This is a genomic window from Pseudomonas sp. B33.4 (assembly GCF_034555375.1).
GTDB lineage: Bacteria > Pseudomonadota > Gammaproteobacteria > Pseudomonadales > Pseudomonadaceae > Aquipseudomonas.
Genome location: NZ_CP140706.1, coordinates 893,122 through 911,236, shown reverse-complemented (window position 1 = coordinate 911,236; position 18,115 = coordinate 893,122). Strand labels below are relative to the sequence as shown.

The 18,115-nt window shown below is 57.7% G+C and carries 15 protein-coding genes and 2 tRNA genes; 1 reads left to right on the top strand and 16 read right to left on the bottom strand.

Annotated elements, in window-relative coordinates:
- Positions 1-102: 102 nt before the first annotated feature.
- The 11 genes from infB to rlmE form a co-directional block, all read right to left on the bottom strand.
- Positions 103-2,634 (bottom strand): translation initiation factor IF-2, encoded by a 2,532-nt coding sequence (gene infB, locus U6037_RS03895; protein WP_077571040.1) that lies wholly within the window; start codon positions 2,632-2,634, stop codon positions 103-105.
- 27 nt (positions 2,635-2,661) lie between these two features.
- The gene (gene nusA, locus U6037_RS03890) at positions 2,662-4,143 is read right to left on the bottom strand and encodes a transcription termination factor NusA (protein WP_077571038.1); all 1,482 of its coding nucleotides are present in this window, start codon (positions 4,141-4,143) and stop codon (positions 2,662-2,664) included.
- 47 nt (positions 4,144-4,190) lie between these two features.
- Positions 4,191-4,649 (bottom strand): ribosome maturation factor RimP, encoded by a 459-nt coding sequence (gene rimP / locus U6037_RS03885; RefSeq protein ID WP_007915250.1) that lies wholly within the window; start codon positions 4,647-4,649, stop codon positions 4,191-4,193.
- A 139-nt stretch (positions 4,650-4,788) separates the two neighbouring features.
- Positions 4,789-4,865 (bottom strand) — tRNA-Met (locus U6037_RS03880).
- A 97-nt stretch (positions 4,866-4,962) separates the two neighbouring features.
- Positions 4,963-5,048, bottom strand: a tRNA-Leu gene (locus U6037_RS03875).
- Positions 5,049-5,070: 22 nt separating this feature from the next.
- Complete coding sequence (secG, locus tag U6037_RS03870) at positions 5,071-5,457, bottom strand: preprotein translocase subunit SecG (RefSeq protein ID WP_016986497.1); 387 nt, start codon at positions 5,455-5,457, stop codon at positions 5,071-5,073.
- A gap of 4 nt (positions 5,458-5,461) precedes the next feature.
- Positions 5,462-6,217, bottom strand: a complete 756-nt coding sequence (gene tpiA, locus U6037_RS03865) for a triose-phosphate isomerase (protein WP_016986498.1) — start codon at positions 6,215-6,217, stop codon at positions 5,462-5,464.
- Between the two features lie 65 nt (positions 6,218-6,282).
- A complete protein-coding gene (glmM, locus tag U6037_RS03860; RefSeq protein WP_322845868.1) occupies positions 6,283-7,620 on the bottom strand; it encodes a phosphoglucosamine mutase in 1,338 nt (445 codons plus the stop codon).
- A 16-nt stretch (positions 7,621-7,636) separates the two neighbouring features.
- On the bottom strand, positions 7,637-8,488 hold the full coding sequence (folP, locus tag U6037_RS03855; RefSeq protein ID WP_322845867.1) for a dihydropteroate synthase: 852 nt from the start codon (positions 8,486-8,488) through the stop codon (positions 7,637-7,639).
- An 8-nt stretch (positions 8,489-8,496) separates the two neighbouring features.
- Positions 8,497-10,404: an ATP-dependent zinc metalloprotease FtsH gene (gene ftsH, locus U6037_RS03850; protein ID WP_016986501.1), complete on the bottom strand. Its 1,908-nt coding sequence runs from the start codon at positions 10,402-10,404 to the stop codon at positions 8,497-8,499.
- A gap of 202 nt (positions 10,405-10,606) precedes the next feature.
- Positions 10,607-11,236, bottom strand: coding sequence for a 23S rRNA (uridine(2552)-2'-O)-methyltransferase RlmE (gene rlmE / locus U6037_RS03845; protein WP_008088328.1), 630 nt, complete (start codon positions 11,234-11,236; stop codon positions 10,607-10,609).
- Positions 11,237-11,337: 101 nt separating this feature from the next.
- On the opposite strand from rlmE, the gene U6037_RS03840 reads away from it, so the two are divergent.
- The gene (locus U6037_RS03840; protein ID WP_016771761.1) at positions 11,338-11,646 is read left to right on the top strand and encodes a YhbY family RNA-binding protein; all 309 of its coding nucleotides are present in this window, start codon (positions 11,338-11,340) and stop codon (positions 11,644-11,646) included.
- 9 nt (positions 11,647-11,655) lie between these two features.
- Here U6037_RS03840 and U6037_RS03835 read toward each other — a convergent pair whose 3' ends face one another.
- The 5 genes from U6037_RS03835 to dapB form a co-directional block, all read right to left on the bottom strand.
- On the bottom strand, positions 11,656-12,060 hold the full coding sequence (locus U6037_RS03835; RefSeq protein ID WP_322845866.1) for an MFS transporter: 405 nt from the start codon (positions 12,058-12,060) through the stop codon (positions 11,656-11,658).
- Positions 12,061-12,088: 28 nt separating this feature from the next.
- Positions 12,089-12,565, bottom strand: coding sequence for a transcription elongation factor GreA (greA, locus tag U6037_RS03830; RefSeq protein ID WP_322845865.1), 477 nt, complete (start codon positions 12,563-12,565; stop codon positions 12,089-12,091).
- Complete coding sequence (carB, locus tag U6037_RS03825; RefSeq protein WP_242205380.1) at positions 12,562-15,783, bottom strand: carbamoyl-phosphate synthase large subunit; 3,222 nt, start codon at positions 15,781-15,783, stop codon at positions 12,562-12,564. Before carB ends, greA begins: the two co-directional genes overlap by 4 nt.
- 126 nt (positions 15,784-15,909) lie before the next feature.
- Positions 15,910-17,046, bottom strand: a complete 1,137-nt coding sequence (gene carA, locus U6037_RS03820) for a glutamine-hydrolyzing carbamoyl-phosphate synthase small subunit (RefSeq protein ID WP_322845864.1) — start codon at positions 17,044-17,046, stop codon at positions 15,910-15,912.
- 256 nt (positions 17,047-17,302) lie between these two features.
- Entirely contained in the window at positions 17,303-18,109 is an 807-nt protein-coding gene (gene dapB / locus U6037_RS03815) for a 4-hydroxy-tetrahydrodipicolinate reductase (protein WP_322845863.1), read from the bottom strand.
- Between the last annotated feature and the right edge of the window lie 6 nt (positions 18,110-18,115).

Sequence of the window (18,115 nt, the reverse complement as noted above, 5' to 3'; positions counted from 1 at the left end):
GCCCGGCCTGACAAAAGCCAGACCGGGCGTTGCGTTTAGAGTCCGGGTGATGCGCCACACTGTTGAGTGCGGCCGACCATCACGGCTCCTGAAGTGCGCGAGTTAGAGGCTGCGAGCAACCTGGACCTTCTCGAAGACTTCGATTTTGTCGCCGACTTTGACGTCGTTGTAGCTCTTCACGCCGATACCGCATTCCATGCCGGCACGTACTTCGGAAGCGTCATCCTTGAAGCGGCGCAGGGATTCCAGCTCGCCTTCGAAGATAACGATGTCTTCACGCAGTACACGGATCGGACGGTTACGGTGCACAACACCTTCAATCACCATGCAGCCAGCGATCGCGCCAAACTTCGGCGAACGGAACACGTCACGCACTTCGGCCACACCCAGGATGTTCTCGCGAACATCGCTGCCGAGCATGCCGGTCAGGGCTTTCTTGACGTCTTCGATGATGTCGTAGATCACGTTGTAGTAACGCATATCCAGACCTTCCTGCTCGACGATCTTCCGTGCGCCAGCATCGGCACGCACGTTGAAGCCGAACAGTACAGCGTTGGAAGCCAGTGCCAGGTTAGCGTCGGATTCGGTGATACCACCAACGCCGCCGCCAACTACACGCACTTGTACTTCGTCGTTGCCCAGGCCATTCAAGGCACCGTTCAACGCTTCCAGCGAACCACGGACGTCGGATTTGAGGACGATGTTGAGCGTCTTCTTCTCGGCCTGACCCATGTTTTCGAAGATGTTTTCCAGCTTGCCGGCGTGAGCGCGAGCCAGTTTGACTTCGCGGAACTTGCCTTGACGGAACAGAGCCACTTCACGGGCTTTCTTCTCGTCGGCAACCACGCTCATCTCGTCGCCAGCGTCCGGAGTGCCGTCCAGGCCGAGGATCTCGACAGGGATGGATGGACCGGCTTCTTTGATTGGCTTGCCGTTCTCGTCGAGCATGGCACGCACGCGGCCATAGTTCGAACCGACCAGGACCATGTCGCCTTGGCGCAGGGTACCGTCTTGAACCAGAACGGTTGCCACCGGGCCACGACCTTTGTCGAGACGCGATTCAACCACAACGCCACGACCAGGAGCCGACGGAGTTGCTTTCAGTTCGAGAACTTCAGCTTGCAGCAGAACGGCTTCAAGCAGCTCGTCCACGCCAGTACCGACTTTCGCCGAAACCGGAACGAACGGCGTATCACCACCCCACTCTTCGGAAGTCACGCCGTGAACCGACAGTTCGCTACGGATGCGATCGAGATCAGCGCCCGGCTTGTCGATCTTGTTCACTGCTACAACCAGTGGAACGCCAGCCGCTACAGCGTGCTGAACAGCTTCAATGGTCTGCGGCATTACGCCGTCGTCCGCTGCAACCACCAGAATCACGATGTCGGTCGCCTTGGCACCACGAGCACGCATTGCGGTAAACGCGGCGTGACCCGGGGTGTCGAGGAAGGTGACCATGCCGCGTTCGGTTTCAACGTGGTATGCACCGATGTGCTGGGTGATACCGCCGGCTTCGCCAGCAGCTACCTTGGCACGACGGATGTAGTCGAGCAGGGAAGTTTTACCGTGGTCAACGTGGCCCATTACGGTCACGACTGGCGCACGGGAGAACGACTCACCTTCAAACTTCAGGGACTCGGCCAGGGAATCTTCCAGGGCAGTGTCGCTGACCAGGGTCACTTTGTGGCCCAGTTCTTCGGCTACCAGTTGAGCAGTTTCCTGATCAAGCACCTGGTTGATAGTCGCTGGAGTACCCAGTTTGAACATGAACTTGATGATTTCAGCAGCCTTGACCGACATCTGATTGGCGAGATCGCCAACAGTGATGGTCTCGCCGATCTGCACATCACGCACGACAGGGCCGGTTGGGCTCTGGAAACCGTGAGCGTTGCGTTTCTTTAGCTTGGCCTTGCCGCGACCACCGCGACGGAAGCCATCGCTTTCTTCGTCGGTAGTGCGTGGCGCCACACGTGGAGCTGGCGCTTTTTCTTTGACCGAGGCGCGATGCGGAGCGTTTTTGCGCTCGCCATCACCACCACCGCTGCGACGATTGTTGTCGTCGGCACGTGGTTTGTCCGGACGGCGCTGTTCGTTCTGCTTGTTGCGAACGTCAGCAGACGGAGCTGGAGCAGCGGCAACCACCGGTGCGCTTTCGCGAACAGGTTCGGCAACTGCAGCCGGCGCCGCAACGGCGTCGCTGGTAGCGGTCTGCGCAGCAGCAGGCTGATTACGCGCTTCTACTTCGGCGCGTTGCTTGGCTTCTTCTTCAGCCTTCTGACGGGCAGCATTTTCTACTGCGCGACGCTCATCCAGTTCACGCTTGCGCTCGGCTTCGATTTCTTCCGGGCTGCGCTGTACGAAAACTTTCTTCTTGCGGACTTCAACGCTGATGCTTTTGCTGCCAGCAACACGCAGGGTGCTGGTGGTTTTACGCTGCAGCGTGATCTTGCGTGGTTCTTCCACTTTCGCCTTGTGGCTGCTTTTCAAGTGAGTCAGCAGGGACTGCTTCTCACTGTCAGTCACATTTTCTTCGGCGGCGGTGTGCGGCAGACCTGCCTCACGCATCTGCTGCAACAGGCGCTCTACCGGTGTTTTGACCTCATCGGCCAGTTGTTTCACCGTGACTTGCGTCATGCACTTCTCTCCTCAGGCCGCGCCTAATTACTCGAACCAGTGGGCTCGGGCGGCCATGATCAACTTGCCGGCACGATCATCGTCAATGCCGTCGATGTCGAGCAGGTCGTCAATAGACTGCTCGGCCAGGTCTTCGCGGGTAATTACGCCGCGCACCGCCAGTTCCATCGCCAAATCCTTGTCCATACCCTCAAGCGAGAGCAGGTCTTCGGCCGGATGGGCGTCTGCCAGCTTTTCCTCAGTAGCGATGGCTTTGGTCAACAAACGATCCTTGGCACGAGCGCGAAGCTCGTTGACGGTATCTTCGTCAAAGCCGTCGATGTTGAGCATTTCTTCCAACGGTACGTAGGCAATCTCTTCCAGGCTGGTGAAGCCTTCATCTACCAGCACCTGTGCCAGGTCTTCGTCGACTTCCAGCTCGTCGATGAAGTTGCGCAGGATGTCACCGGTTTCTGCTTGCTGCTTAGCCTGGATGTCCGATTCGGTCATCACGTTCAGGGTCCAGCCAGTCAACTGGCTGGCCAGACGCACGTTCTGACCACCGCGACCGATGGCCTGAGCCAGATTGTCTGCGCCAACGGCGATGTCCATTGCGTGGGCATCTTCGTCAACGATAATTGCCGCAACCTCAGCCGGGGACATGGCGTTGATTACGAACTGAGCCGGGTTGTCGTCCCACAGGACGATATCCACACGCTCACCGCCCAACTCGCCCGACACTGCCTGCACGCGCGAACCGCGCATACCGATGCAAGCGCCCTGCGGGTCGATGCGTTTGTCTTTCGAGCGGACGGCGATCTTGGCGCGCGAACCCGGATCACGGGACGCTGCCATTACTTCGATCAGGCCTTCGGCAATTTCCGGCACTTCAATACGGAACAGCTCGATCAGCATTTCCGGCGCGGTACGCGACAGGATCAGCTGCGGCCCACGGTTCTCGGTGCGGATTTCCTTGAGCAGCGCACGCAGACGCACGCCGACACGGAAGGTTTCACGCGAAATGATGTCTTCACGGGCCAGCAACGCTTCAGCGTTGTTACCCAGATCGACGATCACGTTGTCGCGGGTGACTTTTTTCACGGTGCCGGAGATGATTTCTCCCAGGCGCTCGCGATAGGCGTCGACCACTTGAGCGCGCTCGGCTTCACGCACTTTCTGCACGATGACCTGCTTGGCAGTCTGTGCAGCGATGCGGCCGAATTCGATGGATTCGATCTTTTCTTCGACAACGTCGCCAACCTTGGCACCAGGATGCGTTTCGGCAACCTTGCTTGGCCAGGTTTCGATGGCCGGATCATCGAGATCATTCTCTTCGACGACCGTCCAGCGACGGAAGGTTTCGTATGCCCCGGTGTGGCGGTTAATTTCCACACGCAGGTCAACTTCGTCTTCAAAACGCTTTTTGGTAGCAGTGGCCAGAGCCAGCTCCAGCGCTTCAAAAATTACGCTTGCCGGTACGCCCTTTTCATTGGATACCGACTCAACAACCAGCAGTACTTCTTTGCTCATCGTACGCCTCGCCTTTCGCAAGCCATTGGATCCGCGGGATCCGCGTCTCAGTCAAAACTGGGAATAATGTTGGCCTTGTCGATCATATCGATCGGCAACAGGAACTCATGGTCATCTACCTGCACCACGACATCCTGTTCTTCTACACCGCGCAGAAGGCCCTGAAAGTTGCGTCGCCCTTCGAAAGGCGAGCGCAGCTTGATCTTCACTTGTTCACCGGCAAACTTTGCAAACTGCTCAAGAGTGAACAGTGGGCGCTCCATGCCAGGCGAGGAAACTTCGAGGGTGTATTCAACGCTGATTGGATCTTCAACATCCAGGACACCACTGATCTGACGGCTGACAATGGCGCAATCGTCCACCAGCACGCCACCCTCTTTATCGATATAAACGCGCAACATCGAGTGACGACCCTGAGCCGAAAACTCGATACCCCAGCATTCATAGCCCAGGGCCACGACCACCGGGGCCAGCAAGGCCTGCAACTCTTCTAGCTTGCTCGACACCTGAACCCCCTAGTGCATGATATGTGCATGCTTTGCAAAATAAAAAAATGGGCGAAACGCCCATCCTTGAAACGCCGTCGAACAGCGGCGTTGAAAGTGTCCAGCTAACAAAAAGCCCCTTAAAAGGGGCTCCTTAAACTGGTTGCGGGGGCCGGATTTGAACCGACGACCTTCGGGTTATGAGCCCGACGAGCTACCAGACTGCTCCACCCCGCGACAAAGCTGGGGCGGAAGTATACGACCGATCCCTTATAGGGTCAATGTAACCTTCCACCTGCAAGAAAGCCCGCAACAGCGGGCTCTCCTGACTAATTGGTACCGAGAAGGGGACTCGAACCCCTACACCCTATGGGCACAACCACCTCAAGGTTGCGTGTCTACCAATTCCACCACCTCGGCAAAACTACGTTTGAAACCCTTCTTACTTCTGCTCTTGAGCTGGAGGTACGTCAGTCGCTGGAGTAGCCGACTTTTGCTCTTGAAGCACCGGGACATCATCAGAAGCCGGTTGTTGTTGCTTAGGTACTTCCAACACTGCTGGATTTGGGAGACCTGCCTGAGTCAGCTGGTGAGCCTTCTCTTTAGCAAAGTAACCTAACCCCAAGCTGGTTATGAAGAAACCGGCGGCAAGTATAGCAGTAAACTTACTAAGAAAGGTAGAGGAACCTTGGCTTCCGAACACAGTATTTGAAGCACCTGCTCCGAAAGACGCGCCAGCGTCCGCACCCTTACCCTGCTGCAGCAAAACCAGAGCTACTACGCCCAATGCACCCAGCAGATGAAAAACGACTACGACTGTTTCCAGCATTTTTTCAGTTTCCCGCGGCGCGACAGATCGCACCGAACTCATCTGCATTCAGGGAAGCTCCACCAATGAGCCCCCCATCGATATCCGGCATGCCGAACAGTTCGACCGCATTGGCCGCCTTCACGCTGCCGCCGTATAGAAGCCGCACACCTCGTGCGACTTCAGAATTCTCTGCCGCCAGCTGCTCGCGAATGGCTTTATGCACATCCTGAGCTTGCTGCGGCGTCGCAGTCAGTCCGGTACCAATAGCCCAGACCGGCTCGTAAGCAATGACTGCCTTGGCAAAAGCACCGACACCCAGCTCCTCGATGATGCTGCCCAGCTGACGCCCGACAACCTCAAGAGTCTTCCCGGCTTCGCGCTGCTCCAGGGTTTCCCCTATACACAACACCGGAATCAAGCCACATGCCTGCGCAGCTGCGAACTTGCGATTCAGCATCCCGTCTCGCTCGCCCATAATCTGGCGGCGTTCGGAGTGCCCGACAAGCACAAGGGAACAACCTGCATCCACCAACTGACTCGGTGCAATTTCACCGGTCAATGCACCTTGCATGGATTCCACCGCAGAATTCTGCGCACCGACCGAAATCGATTTACCTTTCAAGCCATCAATCACTTGATTGATATACAAGCAAGGCGGGAATACCGCGACATCAACACCGCTTGGCAAGGCCAGATGACGAAGGCCGTTGATCAGCTCAGCGACGCTGGCGCGGGTACCGTGCATCTTCCAGTTACCAGCTACCATAGGGCGACGCATGCTGTACCTCGTCGGTCAAAGTGGGCGCAGATGTTACCCAACACAATCATGGCTTGCAAGCCGTATCAGGCAGAAACTTCAGTTACCAGTTTTGCCAGTTCTTCGGCATAACCGCGAACCTGGGTTTCGTCCTCGCCCTCGACCATCACACGCACCAAAGGCTCTGTGCCGGACTTGCGCAAAAGCACGCGACCACGACCCGCCATTGCCTGGGTGACACGCGCACTGGCTTCCTTGACAGCCGGGTGTTCCAGCGGGCTTTCGCCACCACCAAAACGCACATTGATCAGAACCTGAGGACACTTGCGCAATGCCTGACGCGTTTGCGCCAAACCTTCATTACGGGTCTTCAAGGCCATCAGCACTTGCAAGGCCGCGATGATCGCATCACCGGTCGTGGTGTGATTGAAGCAAACGATATGCCCCGAATTCTCACCACCGACCAGCCAGTTGCGCTCAAGCAACTCGGCGATTACGTAACGGTCGCCAACGTTGGCACGAATAAATGGAATCGAAAGCTCTGCAAGCGCGAGCTCAAGCCCCAGATTACTCATCAAGGTGCCAACCACGCCGCCCTGTAATTTCCCGCGCTCATGCAGATCGCGAGCAATAATGAACAGCAGTTCATCACCATCAACAATGGCACCGGTATGGTCAACCATCAAAACCCGATCGCCGTCGCCATCAAAAGCGATACCCAAATCGGCATGCTCAGCCAGCACCGCAGCCTGCAGCTGCCCCATATGGGTCGAGCCACAGTTCTCGTTGATGTTCAGACCGTTAGGCTGGGCTGACAGCACGATAACTTCCGCACCCAGCTCCCGGAAGACACTCGGAGCTACCTTGTAGGTCGCGCCATGTGCACAGTCGATAACGATCTTGAGGCCAGAGAAACTGGTGCCCGTTGGCACGCTGCTTTTGCAAAACTCGATATAACGACCTGACGCATCGTTGATCCGCGACACTTTGCCGATCTTGCTTGATTCGACCACAGTCATCGGGGTATCGAGCAGCTCCTCGATCATCAGTTCCAGCTCATCCGGCAGCTTGGTGCCTTTACCGGAGAAAAATTTGATGCCGTTATCGTCGTGCGGATTGTGCGAAGCACTGATCACGATACCGGCCTCAGCCTGGAACGTTCGCGACAGGTAAGCGATGGCCGGCGTCGGCATAGGCCCCAGCAGCATCACATCGGCACCGGCCGATGTCAGACCAGCCTCAAGTGCCGACTCGAACATATAACCGGAAATTCGCGTGTCCTTGCCGACCAGCACCTTGCAGGCGCCCATCTTGCGGAACGCCATGCCGGCAGCCCAGCCGAGTTTGAGCATGAAGTCAGGAGTAATCGGGTATTCACCGACGCGACCACGAATGCCATCAGTACCAAAGTATTTCTTGCTCATAAGTGCTCCATCATTCTTATTCGGCTGATTGCACGGCCGCGATCATCCGCACCACGTCTACCGTTTCCGCAACATCATGGACGCGCAATATACGCGCACCCTTCACCGACGCCAGCGCCGCCAGTGCCAAACCGCCGTGCAGGCGCTCGCCAACAGGACGATTCAAGGCATGGCCGATCATGCTCTTTCGGGAAACACCAACCAGCAAGGGCCTGCCCAGCGCATGCAGGGCTTCCATGTGCTTGAACAAGCTTAGATTGTGCTGCAAGGTTTTGGCGAAACCGAAACCCGGATCAAGAATGATCCGCTCGGCAGGAATACCCGCCGACGCACACACCGACATCCGCTCCGCGAGAAACTCTCCAACCTCGCGAGTAACATCCTGATAATGCGGATTGTCCTGCATATCGCCTGGCTCACCGAGCATATGCATCAGACACACCGGCAACCCTGTCGCCGCCGCTGCATCCAGCGCACCATCGCGCTGTAGCGATCGCACATCATTGATCAACCCGGCACCCAGTCGCGCGGTTTCACGCATCACCGCAGGCGTGGAGGTGTCCACCGAGATGATCACATCAAGTTCGCGATTGATCAGCTCGACTATCGGCGCCACGCGCTCAAGCTCTTCGAGCGGAGAAACCGCTCGCGCGCCAGGTCGGGTGGACTCGCCACCAACATCAATCAGCGTCGCACCCGCTGCAACCATCGCCTCTGCATGGCGCAGGGCCGCATCCAGCTGACTGTATTGGCCGCCATCGGAGAAAGAATCAGGGGTGACATTGAGAATGCCCATGACATGCGTCCGGGCCAAATCAAGAACCCGGTTGCCGCAAGGCAACCGGGTCAGGGACTGTACAGAAGTCATTTCAAACCTTAAACGTCAGCAGCCGGACCGCCGATCGGTGTTTCCGGACGCTCATCCCGAACCACTGGAGGTGGAGGCGTGCCCGTACCACCCGACCAGTCACGAGGTTCGCGAGGTGTACGACCTGCCATGATGTCGTCGATCTGTTCAGCATCGATCGTTTCGTACTTCATCAGTGCATCAGCCATGGCATCGAGCTTGTCACGGTTGTCCGTGAGAATCTGCTTGGCGGTGCCGTAGCACTGATCAATGATACTGCGCACTTCGGAGTCGATCAGCTTGGCTGTCTCACCGGAGAAGCTGGCAGCCTGACCGCCACCGCCGCGACCGAGGAATACTTCACCCTCTTCTTCGGCGTACATCAACGGACCGAGTTTTTCCGACAGACCCCACTTGGTCACCATGTTCCGCGCAATCTGACTCGCACGCATGATGTCGTTGGATGCGCCGGTGGTCACACCATCGAAGCCCAGGGTCATCTCTTCAGCGATACGGCCGCCGTACAGCGAGCAGATCTGGCTGATCAACGCGCGCTTGGACAGGCTGTAGCGATCTTCTTCCGGCAGGAACATCGTCACACCCAACGCACGACCGCGCGGGATGATCGACACTTTGTACACCGGATCATGCTCAGGCACGACGCGACCAACAATGGCGTGGCCAGCTTCGTGATAAGCAGTGTTCTGCTTTTCTTTCTCGGACATGACCATCGATTTGCGCTCGGCGCCCATCATGATCTTGTCTTTGGCCAGTTCGAACTCTTTCATCTCAACGATGCGTTTGCCACTGCGTGCTGCGAACAGCGACGCTTCGTTCACCAGGTTAGCCAGGTCGGCACCAGAGAAGCCCGGAGTACCACGTGCGATTACGGCCGGAGCGACGTCGTCACCCATTGGCACTTTGCGCATGTGAACCTTGAGAATCTGTTCGCGACCACGGATATCCGGCAGACCGACGACAACCTGACGGTCGAAACGGCCTGGACGCAGCAAAGCCGGGTCGAGCACGTCAGGACGGTTGGTTGCAGCGATAACAATGATGCCGTCGTTCATCTCGAAGCCGTCCATCTCGACCAGCAACTGGTTGAGAGTCTGCTCGCGCTCATCGTGACCACCACCCATGCCGGCGCCACGATGGCGACCGACGGCGTCGATTTCGTCGATGAAGATGATGCAAGGTGCGTGCTTCTTCGCCTGCTCGAACATGTCGCGGACACGGCTGGCACCAACACCGACGAACATTTCAACGAAGTCGGAACCGGAGATGGTGAAGAACGGAACCTTGGCTTCGCCGGCAATCGCCTTGGCCAGCAAGGTTTTACCGGTACCCGGAGGGCCGACCATCAGTACGCCGCGCGGAATACGACCGCCCAGGCGCTGGAACTTGCCCGGATCACGGAGGAATTCAACCAGCTCGCCGACTTCTTCCTTGGCTTCGTCGCAACCGGCAACGTCAGCCAATGTGGTTTTCACCTGATCTTCGGAGAGCAGGCGTGCCTTGCTCTTGCCAAAGCTCATCGGCCCGCCCTTGCCACCGGCACCGCCCTGCATCTGGCGCATGAAGAACATGAACACCGCGATGATCACCAGGATCGGGAAGCTCGCTACCAGCAACTGGGTCCAGATGCTTTGCTGCTCAGGCTGCTTGCCTTCAACCACAACGTGATTGTCGACCAGATCGCCGATCAGGCCATTGTCCTGAATTGCCGGACGAATGGTCTTGAAGCTGTCGCCATCATTGCGTTTGCCGGTGATTACATAGCCATCAACCGCTACGCGCTCGACCTTGCCATCCTTGACCTGCTGGATGAAGTCGGAATAGTTGAGGGTCTGCGGCTCGTTAGGGCTGGAGAAGTTGTTCATCACCGTCACCAGGACAGCCGCGATGATCAACCACAGGATCAGATTCTTTGCCATATCGTTCAATTAACTACCCTCTGAAGCAAGCTCCGCTACTGGCGCGCGCTTCGCATGATATTCACCGGCCTAACTTACTACATTACCTACGGCTCTGGCAGGCGCCGTCTGTAACCCTTTGTGAAACACTTTCTACACAATATTCGTTAATGCTGGCCGGGCGAAATACTAAAAACCTATCACCCCGCACAAAAACCTCGTTTTACTCACTACGCCCGCGATAACCCCAAGCCAGCATGTATTGCTCGCGAGAGCTGCCACGAGAGGAGTCCGGCTTGATCATCTGGATCTTGTCGAACTTTTTGCGAGCGTCCTTCAGGTAAACATCAAATCCTTCGCCCTGAAAAATCTTGATCACAAAATTGCCACCCGGCTTGAGTATCCGCTCCGCCAGATCAAGCGCCAGCTCGCAAAGGAACATGGCCTTCGGCATATCCACTTCGGGCGTACCACTCATATTGGGGGCCATATCGGAAATCACAAGGTCCACCTGCGAATTACCCACGGCTTCAAGAATCTGAGCGAGCACTGCGTCCTCGGTGAAGTCACCCTGAATAAAGGTCACGTCAGGGATGCTGTCCATTTCCAGAATGTCCGAGGCGATCAAACGCCCCTGACCGCCGATCAGACGACTGGTGACCTGCGACCAGCCACCAGGTGCCGCACCCAGGTCGACAACACTCATGCCGGGACGGATCAGCTTGTATTTCTCCTGGACTTCCAGAAGTTTGTAACTCGCACGCGAGCGGTAGCCATCCTTCTGCGCTTGCTTCACATAGGGATCGTTGACATGTCGTTTCAGCCAACCAAGGCTTGTCTTGGAACGCGCCATTGGGCACCTCGATAATAAGAGTCGTGATTAATTGGGCGGATCCACGAGCCCTCGGGTAAAATGGCCGCCATTTTACAGAATCCAGACGAAAGGGTCAGATTATGCCGCTCACTCCAGAGCAGAAGAAACAGTACAAATCCATTGGCCACCACCTGAAACCCGTTTTGACGGTGGCTGACAACGGTTTGACTGAAGGCGTGTTAGCCGAACTTGAACGCGCTTTGGCGGATCACGAGCTGATCAAGATCAAGCTCAATATCCTTGATCGCGAGTCGCGCCTGGCGCACATCGCAGAACTGTGCAAGGTCGGCAAAGCGGACCTGGTACAGGTCATCGGCAAGATGGCACTGGTTTACCGCAAGAATTTCAGCGCCAACAAGCAGCTGTCGAACGTTCATCGCTTCAAGTGATGACAAGGGTCACGGGTGTGCCTGGCGCACCCTGCCACTCCATCCCGGCACCGGCTGCATCACCAGCACCAGCCCGGAAAACCCCAGAACCAGATAACTGAATACCTGCCAGCGCTGCGCATCCGGCCAGCCGACACGCACTGCGACAAACATCGCACACGCATACAACGCCATCAGCAGCACCTGACCGCGAAAATCTCGCCATAGACTGGCAAGGCCCTCGACCTGTACCAGCACCAAAGCCTGAAAGATAACGCATGCGGCGGAAAACCCCACCACCAGCACTTCAAATGCACTGGCTACTTCATCGACCAGCAACGGGGCCAGGCCAATCTTGCCCAGCGCCGGCTGCAAACCGAGATGAATCAGCCAAAGACCGCCGACCCAAAGCATCTGGGTCAGCTGCCAAAGCATGGCGCCCGCATGCAGCGGGCGCCCTTTTTCAGATGTGACGGACTTCGACAATCTCGTACTCGATCACGCCACTTGGCGTTTTCACGGCGACCACATCGCCTTCTTCCTTGCCGATCAAGGCACGGGCCAAAGGCGAGCCAACCGAAATCTTGCCGAGTTTGAAGTCAGCCTCATCCTCACCCACGATGTGGTAAGTGACGCTTTCATCGGTCTCGACGTTGGCGATTTCGACGGTGGTGCCGAAAATCACCTTGCCGGTGTGAGGAATGGTCGTGACGTCGATGATGACCTGATTCTGAATCCGGCCTTCGATGTCACGAATCCGTGCCTCGACCATGCCTTGCTGTTCGCGGGCGGCATGGTATTCCGCGTTTTCTTTCAAGTCACCCAACTCGCGGGCCGTACCGATGTCCTGGCTGAGCTTCGGACGGACGACCTTGGTCAGGTGAACGTGTTCTTCTTCCAGGGCTTTAGCGCCCTGGACGGTCATTGGGTATTTGATCATGCCTTCAATCCTGCGTGTAGATCCTGCAAGCGGCGCACGGTTTTTTCCGGACCGAACTTCAGCGCTTCACAGATAGCTTCGCCAGCAGCAATGGTGGTGGTGCAGTAAATCTTGTGCTGCAAGGCATTACGACGAATGGAGTACGAATCAGCGATCGACTGACGACCTTCGGTGGTGTTGATGATCAGCGTGACTTCGTCATTCTTGATCATGTCGACCACGTGCGGACGACCCTCGGTCACCTTGTTCACACGGCGTACTTTCAGGCCTGCCGCTTCGATCAGCTTGGCAGTGCCGGCAGTGGCAACCACTTCGAAGCCCAAGTTGATCAGATCACGGGCCACGCCTGCAACCAGAGGCTTGTCATCATCGCGCACGCTGATGAATGCAGTACCGCCGGTCGGCAGCACTTCGCTGGCGCCCATTTGGGCTTTGGCGAATGCTTCACCGAAGGTGTCGCCGACGCCCATCACTTCACCGGTCGACTTCATCTCTGGGCCGAGGATCGGGTCAACGCCAGGGAATTTGGCGAACGGGAACACCGCCTCTTTCACGCTGTAGAAGTTCGGAATGATTTCCTTGGTGAAGCCGATTTCTTTCAGCGTCTTACCGGCCATCACGCGCGCAGCGATCATCGCCAGGGAGACACCGATGCACTTCGACACGAACGGTACGGTACGCGAAGCGCGCGGGTTGACTTCGATGACGTAGATATCTTCGCCCTGCAAAGCCAGCTGCACGTTCATCAGGCCGACAACGCCCAATTCCAGAGCCATTTTCTTGACCTGTTCGCGCATCTCGTCCTGGATATGCGCCGGCAGCGAGTAAGGCGGCAGGGAGCATGCGGAGTCACCGGAGTGAACGCCAGCCTGTTCGATGTGCTGCATGATCGCGCCGATGACGACGTCTTTACCGTCGCAGACCGCATCCACGTCCATTTCGATGGCGCAGTTGAGGAAGTGGTCGAGCAGCACCGGGCTGTCGTTGGACACTTTCACCGCGTCACGCAGGTAGCGCTTGAGTTCTTCTTCTTCGTAGACGATTTCCATCGCGCGACCACCCAATACATAGGATGGGCGCACCACCAGCGGGTAACCGATCTTGCTGGCGGCACGAATCGCTTCGTCTTCGCTGCGCACGGTGGCGTTTGGTGGCTGACGCAGGTTCAGACGCTCAACCATTTGCTGGAAGCGCTCACGGTCTTCAGCGCGGTCGATCGCGTCAGGGCTGGTGCCGATGATTGGCACGCCAGCCGCTTCCAGAGCACGCGCCAGTTTCAGCGGAGTCTGGCCGCCGTACTGGACGATCACGCCTTTCGGCTTCTCGACGCGGCAGATTTCCAGCACGTCTTCTAGCGTTACCGATTCGAAGTACAGACGATCGGAGGTGTCGTAGTCAGTGGAAACAGTTTCCGGGTTGCAGTTGACCATGATGGTTTCGTAGCCGTCTTCGCGCAGAGCGAGGGCAGCGTGAACGCAGCAATAGTCGAACTCGATGCCCTGGCCGATACGGTTCGGACCACCGCCCAGAATCATGATCTTGTCGCGGCCCGACGGCGCGGCTTCGCACTCTTCCTCGTAAGTCGAGTAGAGGTAAGCGGTGTCGGTGGCGAACTCGGCGGCGCAGGTGTCAACGCGCTTGTAAACCGGGAACACTTCCAGCTTGTGACGGTGAGTCCGCAGGTTCTTCTCGGTCACACCCAGCAACTTGGCCAGACGCTGATCGGAGAAGCCTTTGCGCTTGAGTTTGTACATCACGTCGCGGTCGATCGCGGACAGACCGAGGGTCTTGACCTTTTCTTCGTCCTTGATCAGATCTTCGATCTGCACGAGGAACCAAGGATCGATCATGTTCATGGCGAAGATTTCTTCGACAGTCATGCCGGCGCGGAAAGCGTCTGCCACATACCAGATGCGCTCGGCGCCCGGCACGGTCAGCTCACGCTTGAGCACGCTCATGCTTTCCGGGTTGCTCAGGTCGAGCTTCTCGTCCAGACCGCAAACACCCACTTCCAGACCGCGCAGAGCTTTCTGCAGGGATTCCTGGAAAGTACGGCCGATGGCCATGACTTCACCCACCGACTTCATCTGAGTGGTCAGGCGCGCGTCAGCCTTGGCGAACTTCTCGAAAGCGAAACGTGGCAGCTTGGTCACAACGTAGTCGATCGACGGCTCGAAGGACGCCGGGGTCTTGCCGCCGGTGATGTCGTTCGACAGTTCGTCGAGGGTGTAGCCCACAGCCAGTTTGGCCGCGACTTTGGCGATCGGGAAACCGGTGGCTTTCGAAGCCAGGGCCGAGGAACGCGATACACGCGGGTTCATTTCGATCACGACCATACGGCCAGTGTCCGGGCAGATACCGAATTGAACGTTGGAGCCGCCAGTCTCGACGCCGATCTCGCGCAGTACTGCCAGCGAGGCGTTACGCAGGATCTGGTATTCCTTGTCGGTCAGGGTTTGTGCTGGAGCCACGGTGATCGAGTCACCGGTGTGCACGCCCATCGGGTCGAAGTTTTCGATCGAGCAGACGATGATGCAGTTGTCCTTTTTGTCGCGGACAACTTCCATTTCATATTCTTTCCAGCCGATCAGCGATTCGTCGATCAGCAGCTCTTTGGTCGGCGACAGATCCAGACCACGGGCGCAGATTTCTTCGAACTCTTCACGGTTGTAAGCGATACCGCCACCGGTGCCGCCCATGGTGAAGGACGGACGGATGATGCACGGGAAGCCCAGGGTTTCGAGAACCGCGTTGGCTTCTTCCATGCTGTGGGCGATACCGGAACGCGGGCACGCCAGGCCGATGGATTTCATCGCCTTGTCGAAACGCGAACGGTCTTCAGCCTTGTCGATGGTGTCGGCGTTGGCACCGATCATTTCTACGCCGAACTTCTCCAGAACGCCTTCGCGCTCCAGGTCCAGGGCGCAGTTCAGAGCAGTCTGGCCGCCCATGGTTGGCAGCACCGCGTCCGGACGCTCTTTTTCGATGATCTTGGCAACGGTCTGCCACTTGATCGGCTCGATGTAGGTGGCGTCGGCCATGTCCGGGTCGGTCATGATGGTGGCCGGGTTGGAGTTCACCAGGATGACGCGGTAACCCTCTTCGCGCAGGGCTTTGCAGGCCTGGGCGCCGGAGTAGTCGAATTCGCAGGCCTGACCGATAACGATCGGGCCAGCGCCGAGAATCAGGATGCTTTTAATGTCTGTACGTTTTGGCATGGGTTTGTCACTCAAATCCGCAGGTCAGTCGGCAAGCCGTCTTGATCGATTTCTGAAGTCTCGAAGGGGCCGCCGGTGCCGGGGCCGCCCTCGAGGGGCTTCTCTCTATAGTCTCAAGGCGAACGCTTAGCGTCGCTTGGCCATCTCGTTGATGAAGCGGTCGAACAGTGGCGCAACGTCGTTCGGGCCCGGGCTCGCTTCAGGGTGACCCTGGAAGCTGAACGCGCTCTTGTCGGTGCGCTCGATGCCTTGCAGGGTGCCATCGAACAGCGATTTGTGGATCGCGCGCACGTTGGCTGGCAGGGTTTCTTCGTCTACCGCGAAACCGTGGTTCTGGCTGGTGATCATCACAACGCCAGTGTCCAGATCCTGCACCGGGTGGTTGGCACCGTGGTGGCCGTGGCCCATTTTCAGAGTCTTGGCGCCGGAAGCCAGAGCGAGCAGTTGGTGACCCAGGCAAATACCGAAGACCGGAATTTCGGTTTCCAGGACTTCCTTGATCGCCTTGATCGCGTAGTCGCATGGCTCCGGATCACCCGGGCCGTTGGACAGGAACACGCCGTCCGGCTTCAGTGCCAGCACATCAGCAGCTGGAGTCTGTGCGGGTACAACGGTGACGCGGCAGCCGCGCTCGACCAGCATGCGCAGGATGTTGACCTTGACGCCGTAGTCGTAGGCAACCACGTGGTAAGGCAGTTCGGAAGCGTCGATGGTCGCGTGGCTGTCGGTCTTCAGATCCCAGACAGTCGAGCGCCATTCGTATTGGGCCTTGGTGCTGACGACTTTCGCCAGATCCATGCCCTTCAGGCCCGGGAAGCCTTGCGCAGCGGCGATGGCCGCTTCTTCGGAGATGTTGTCGCCGGCCATGATGCAGCCGTTCTGAGCGCCTTTTTCACGCAGGATGCGGGTCAGGCGACGGGTGTCGATACCGGCGATTGCCACAACGTTGTTGGCTTTCAGGTAGTCGGACAGGGACATCGTGTTACGCCAGTTGCTCGCTACCAGCGGCAGGTCACGGATGACCAGGCCAGCGGACCAGACGCGGTCGGACTCGGCGTCTTCCGGCGTGGTGCCGGTGTTGCCGATGTGCGGGTAAGTCAGGGTAACGATCTGTTGGGCGTAGGAAGGATCGGTAAGGATTTCCTGATAGCCGGTCATTGCGGTGTTGAACACCACCTCACCAACGGTTTGACCGTCGGCACCAATGGCTTCGCCGCGAAAAATGCTGCCATCAGCAAGGGCAAGTATGGCTGGCTTAGTCAAGAAGACCTCCCGTAAATAACGCATGAAAGGGCGATCGCAGGTTGTAAAAAAGCGGAGTGACGTATGGACACGTCACCCCGCTTCTTCACTGAATTATTCTGCGCGCTTTTAGTGGACACACTAAAGCTGTAGCTTACAGAAAAAGGCTTTTTTGGTCCACCGCTAAAGAGCCTAAAAGGCCGGAGAATGCGACAGGACGTCGCCAAGCGGAGAAAACCGGCGCAAACAGGGCGTTTGCGCCGGGTTCAGCAATGAATCAGCGCAGGTCGAGCACGTCTTGCATGTCGTACAGACCTGGCTCGCGACCATCCAGCCACAGCGCAGCACGTACCGCACCCTTGGCGAACGTCATGCGGCTCGACGCCTTGTGCGTGATCTCCAGACGCTCACCTTCGCAGGCGAACAGCACGGTGTGATCACCTACCACATCACCACCGCGCACAGTGGCGAAGCCGATGGTTTCGCGCTCGCGGGCGCCGGTGTGACCTTCACGACCGTAGACCGCGACTTTCTGCAAATCACGATCCAGCGCACTGGCGATCACTTCACCCATGCGCAACGCCGTCCCCGACGGCGCATCGATCTTGTGCCGGTGATGGGCTTCGATGATTTCGATGTCCGCTTCATTACCCAGCACGCGCGCCGCCATATCCAGCAGTTTCAGCGACAGATTGACGCCGACACTGAAGTTGGCCGCGAACACGATCGGAATATCCTTGCCCGCCTCGACCAGCAACTGCTTCTGCGCCGCGTCCAGCCCGGTGGTGCCGATGACCATAGCCTTGCCGGCCTTGCGGCAGAACGCGAGGTTTTTCAGCATCACTTCCGGCAGGGTGAAGTCGATCAATACATCGAACTCTTCAGCCACAGCTTCGACATGCCCGGACAACGGCACACCGATACGACCCAGCGAAGCCAGCTCACCGGCATCGACGCCGATCAGCGTGCTGCCAGGACGAACCACAGCGGCGGTCAAACCAGTCAAGGGCGCGCGCTGCTGCACGGCCTCGACCAGAATCTTACCCATGCGCCCAGCAGCGCCCATCACAGCTATACGTCGCATGCCGAC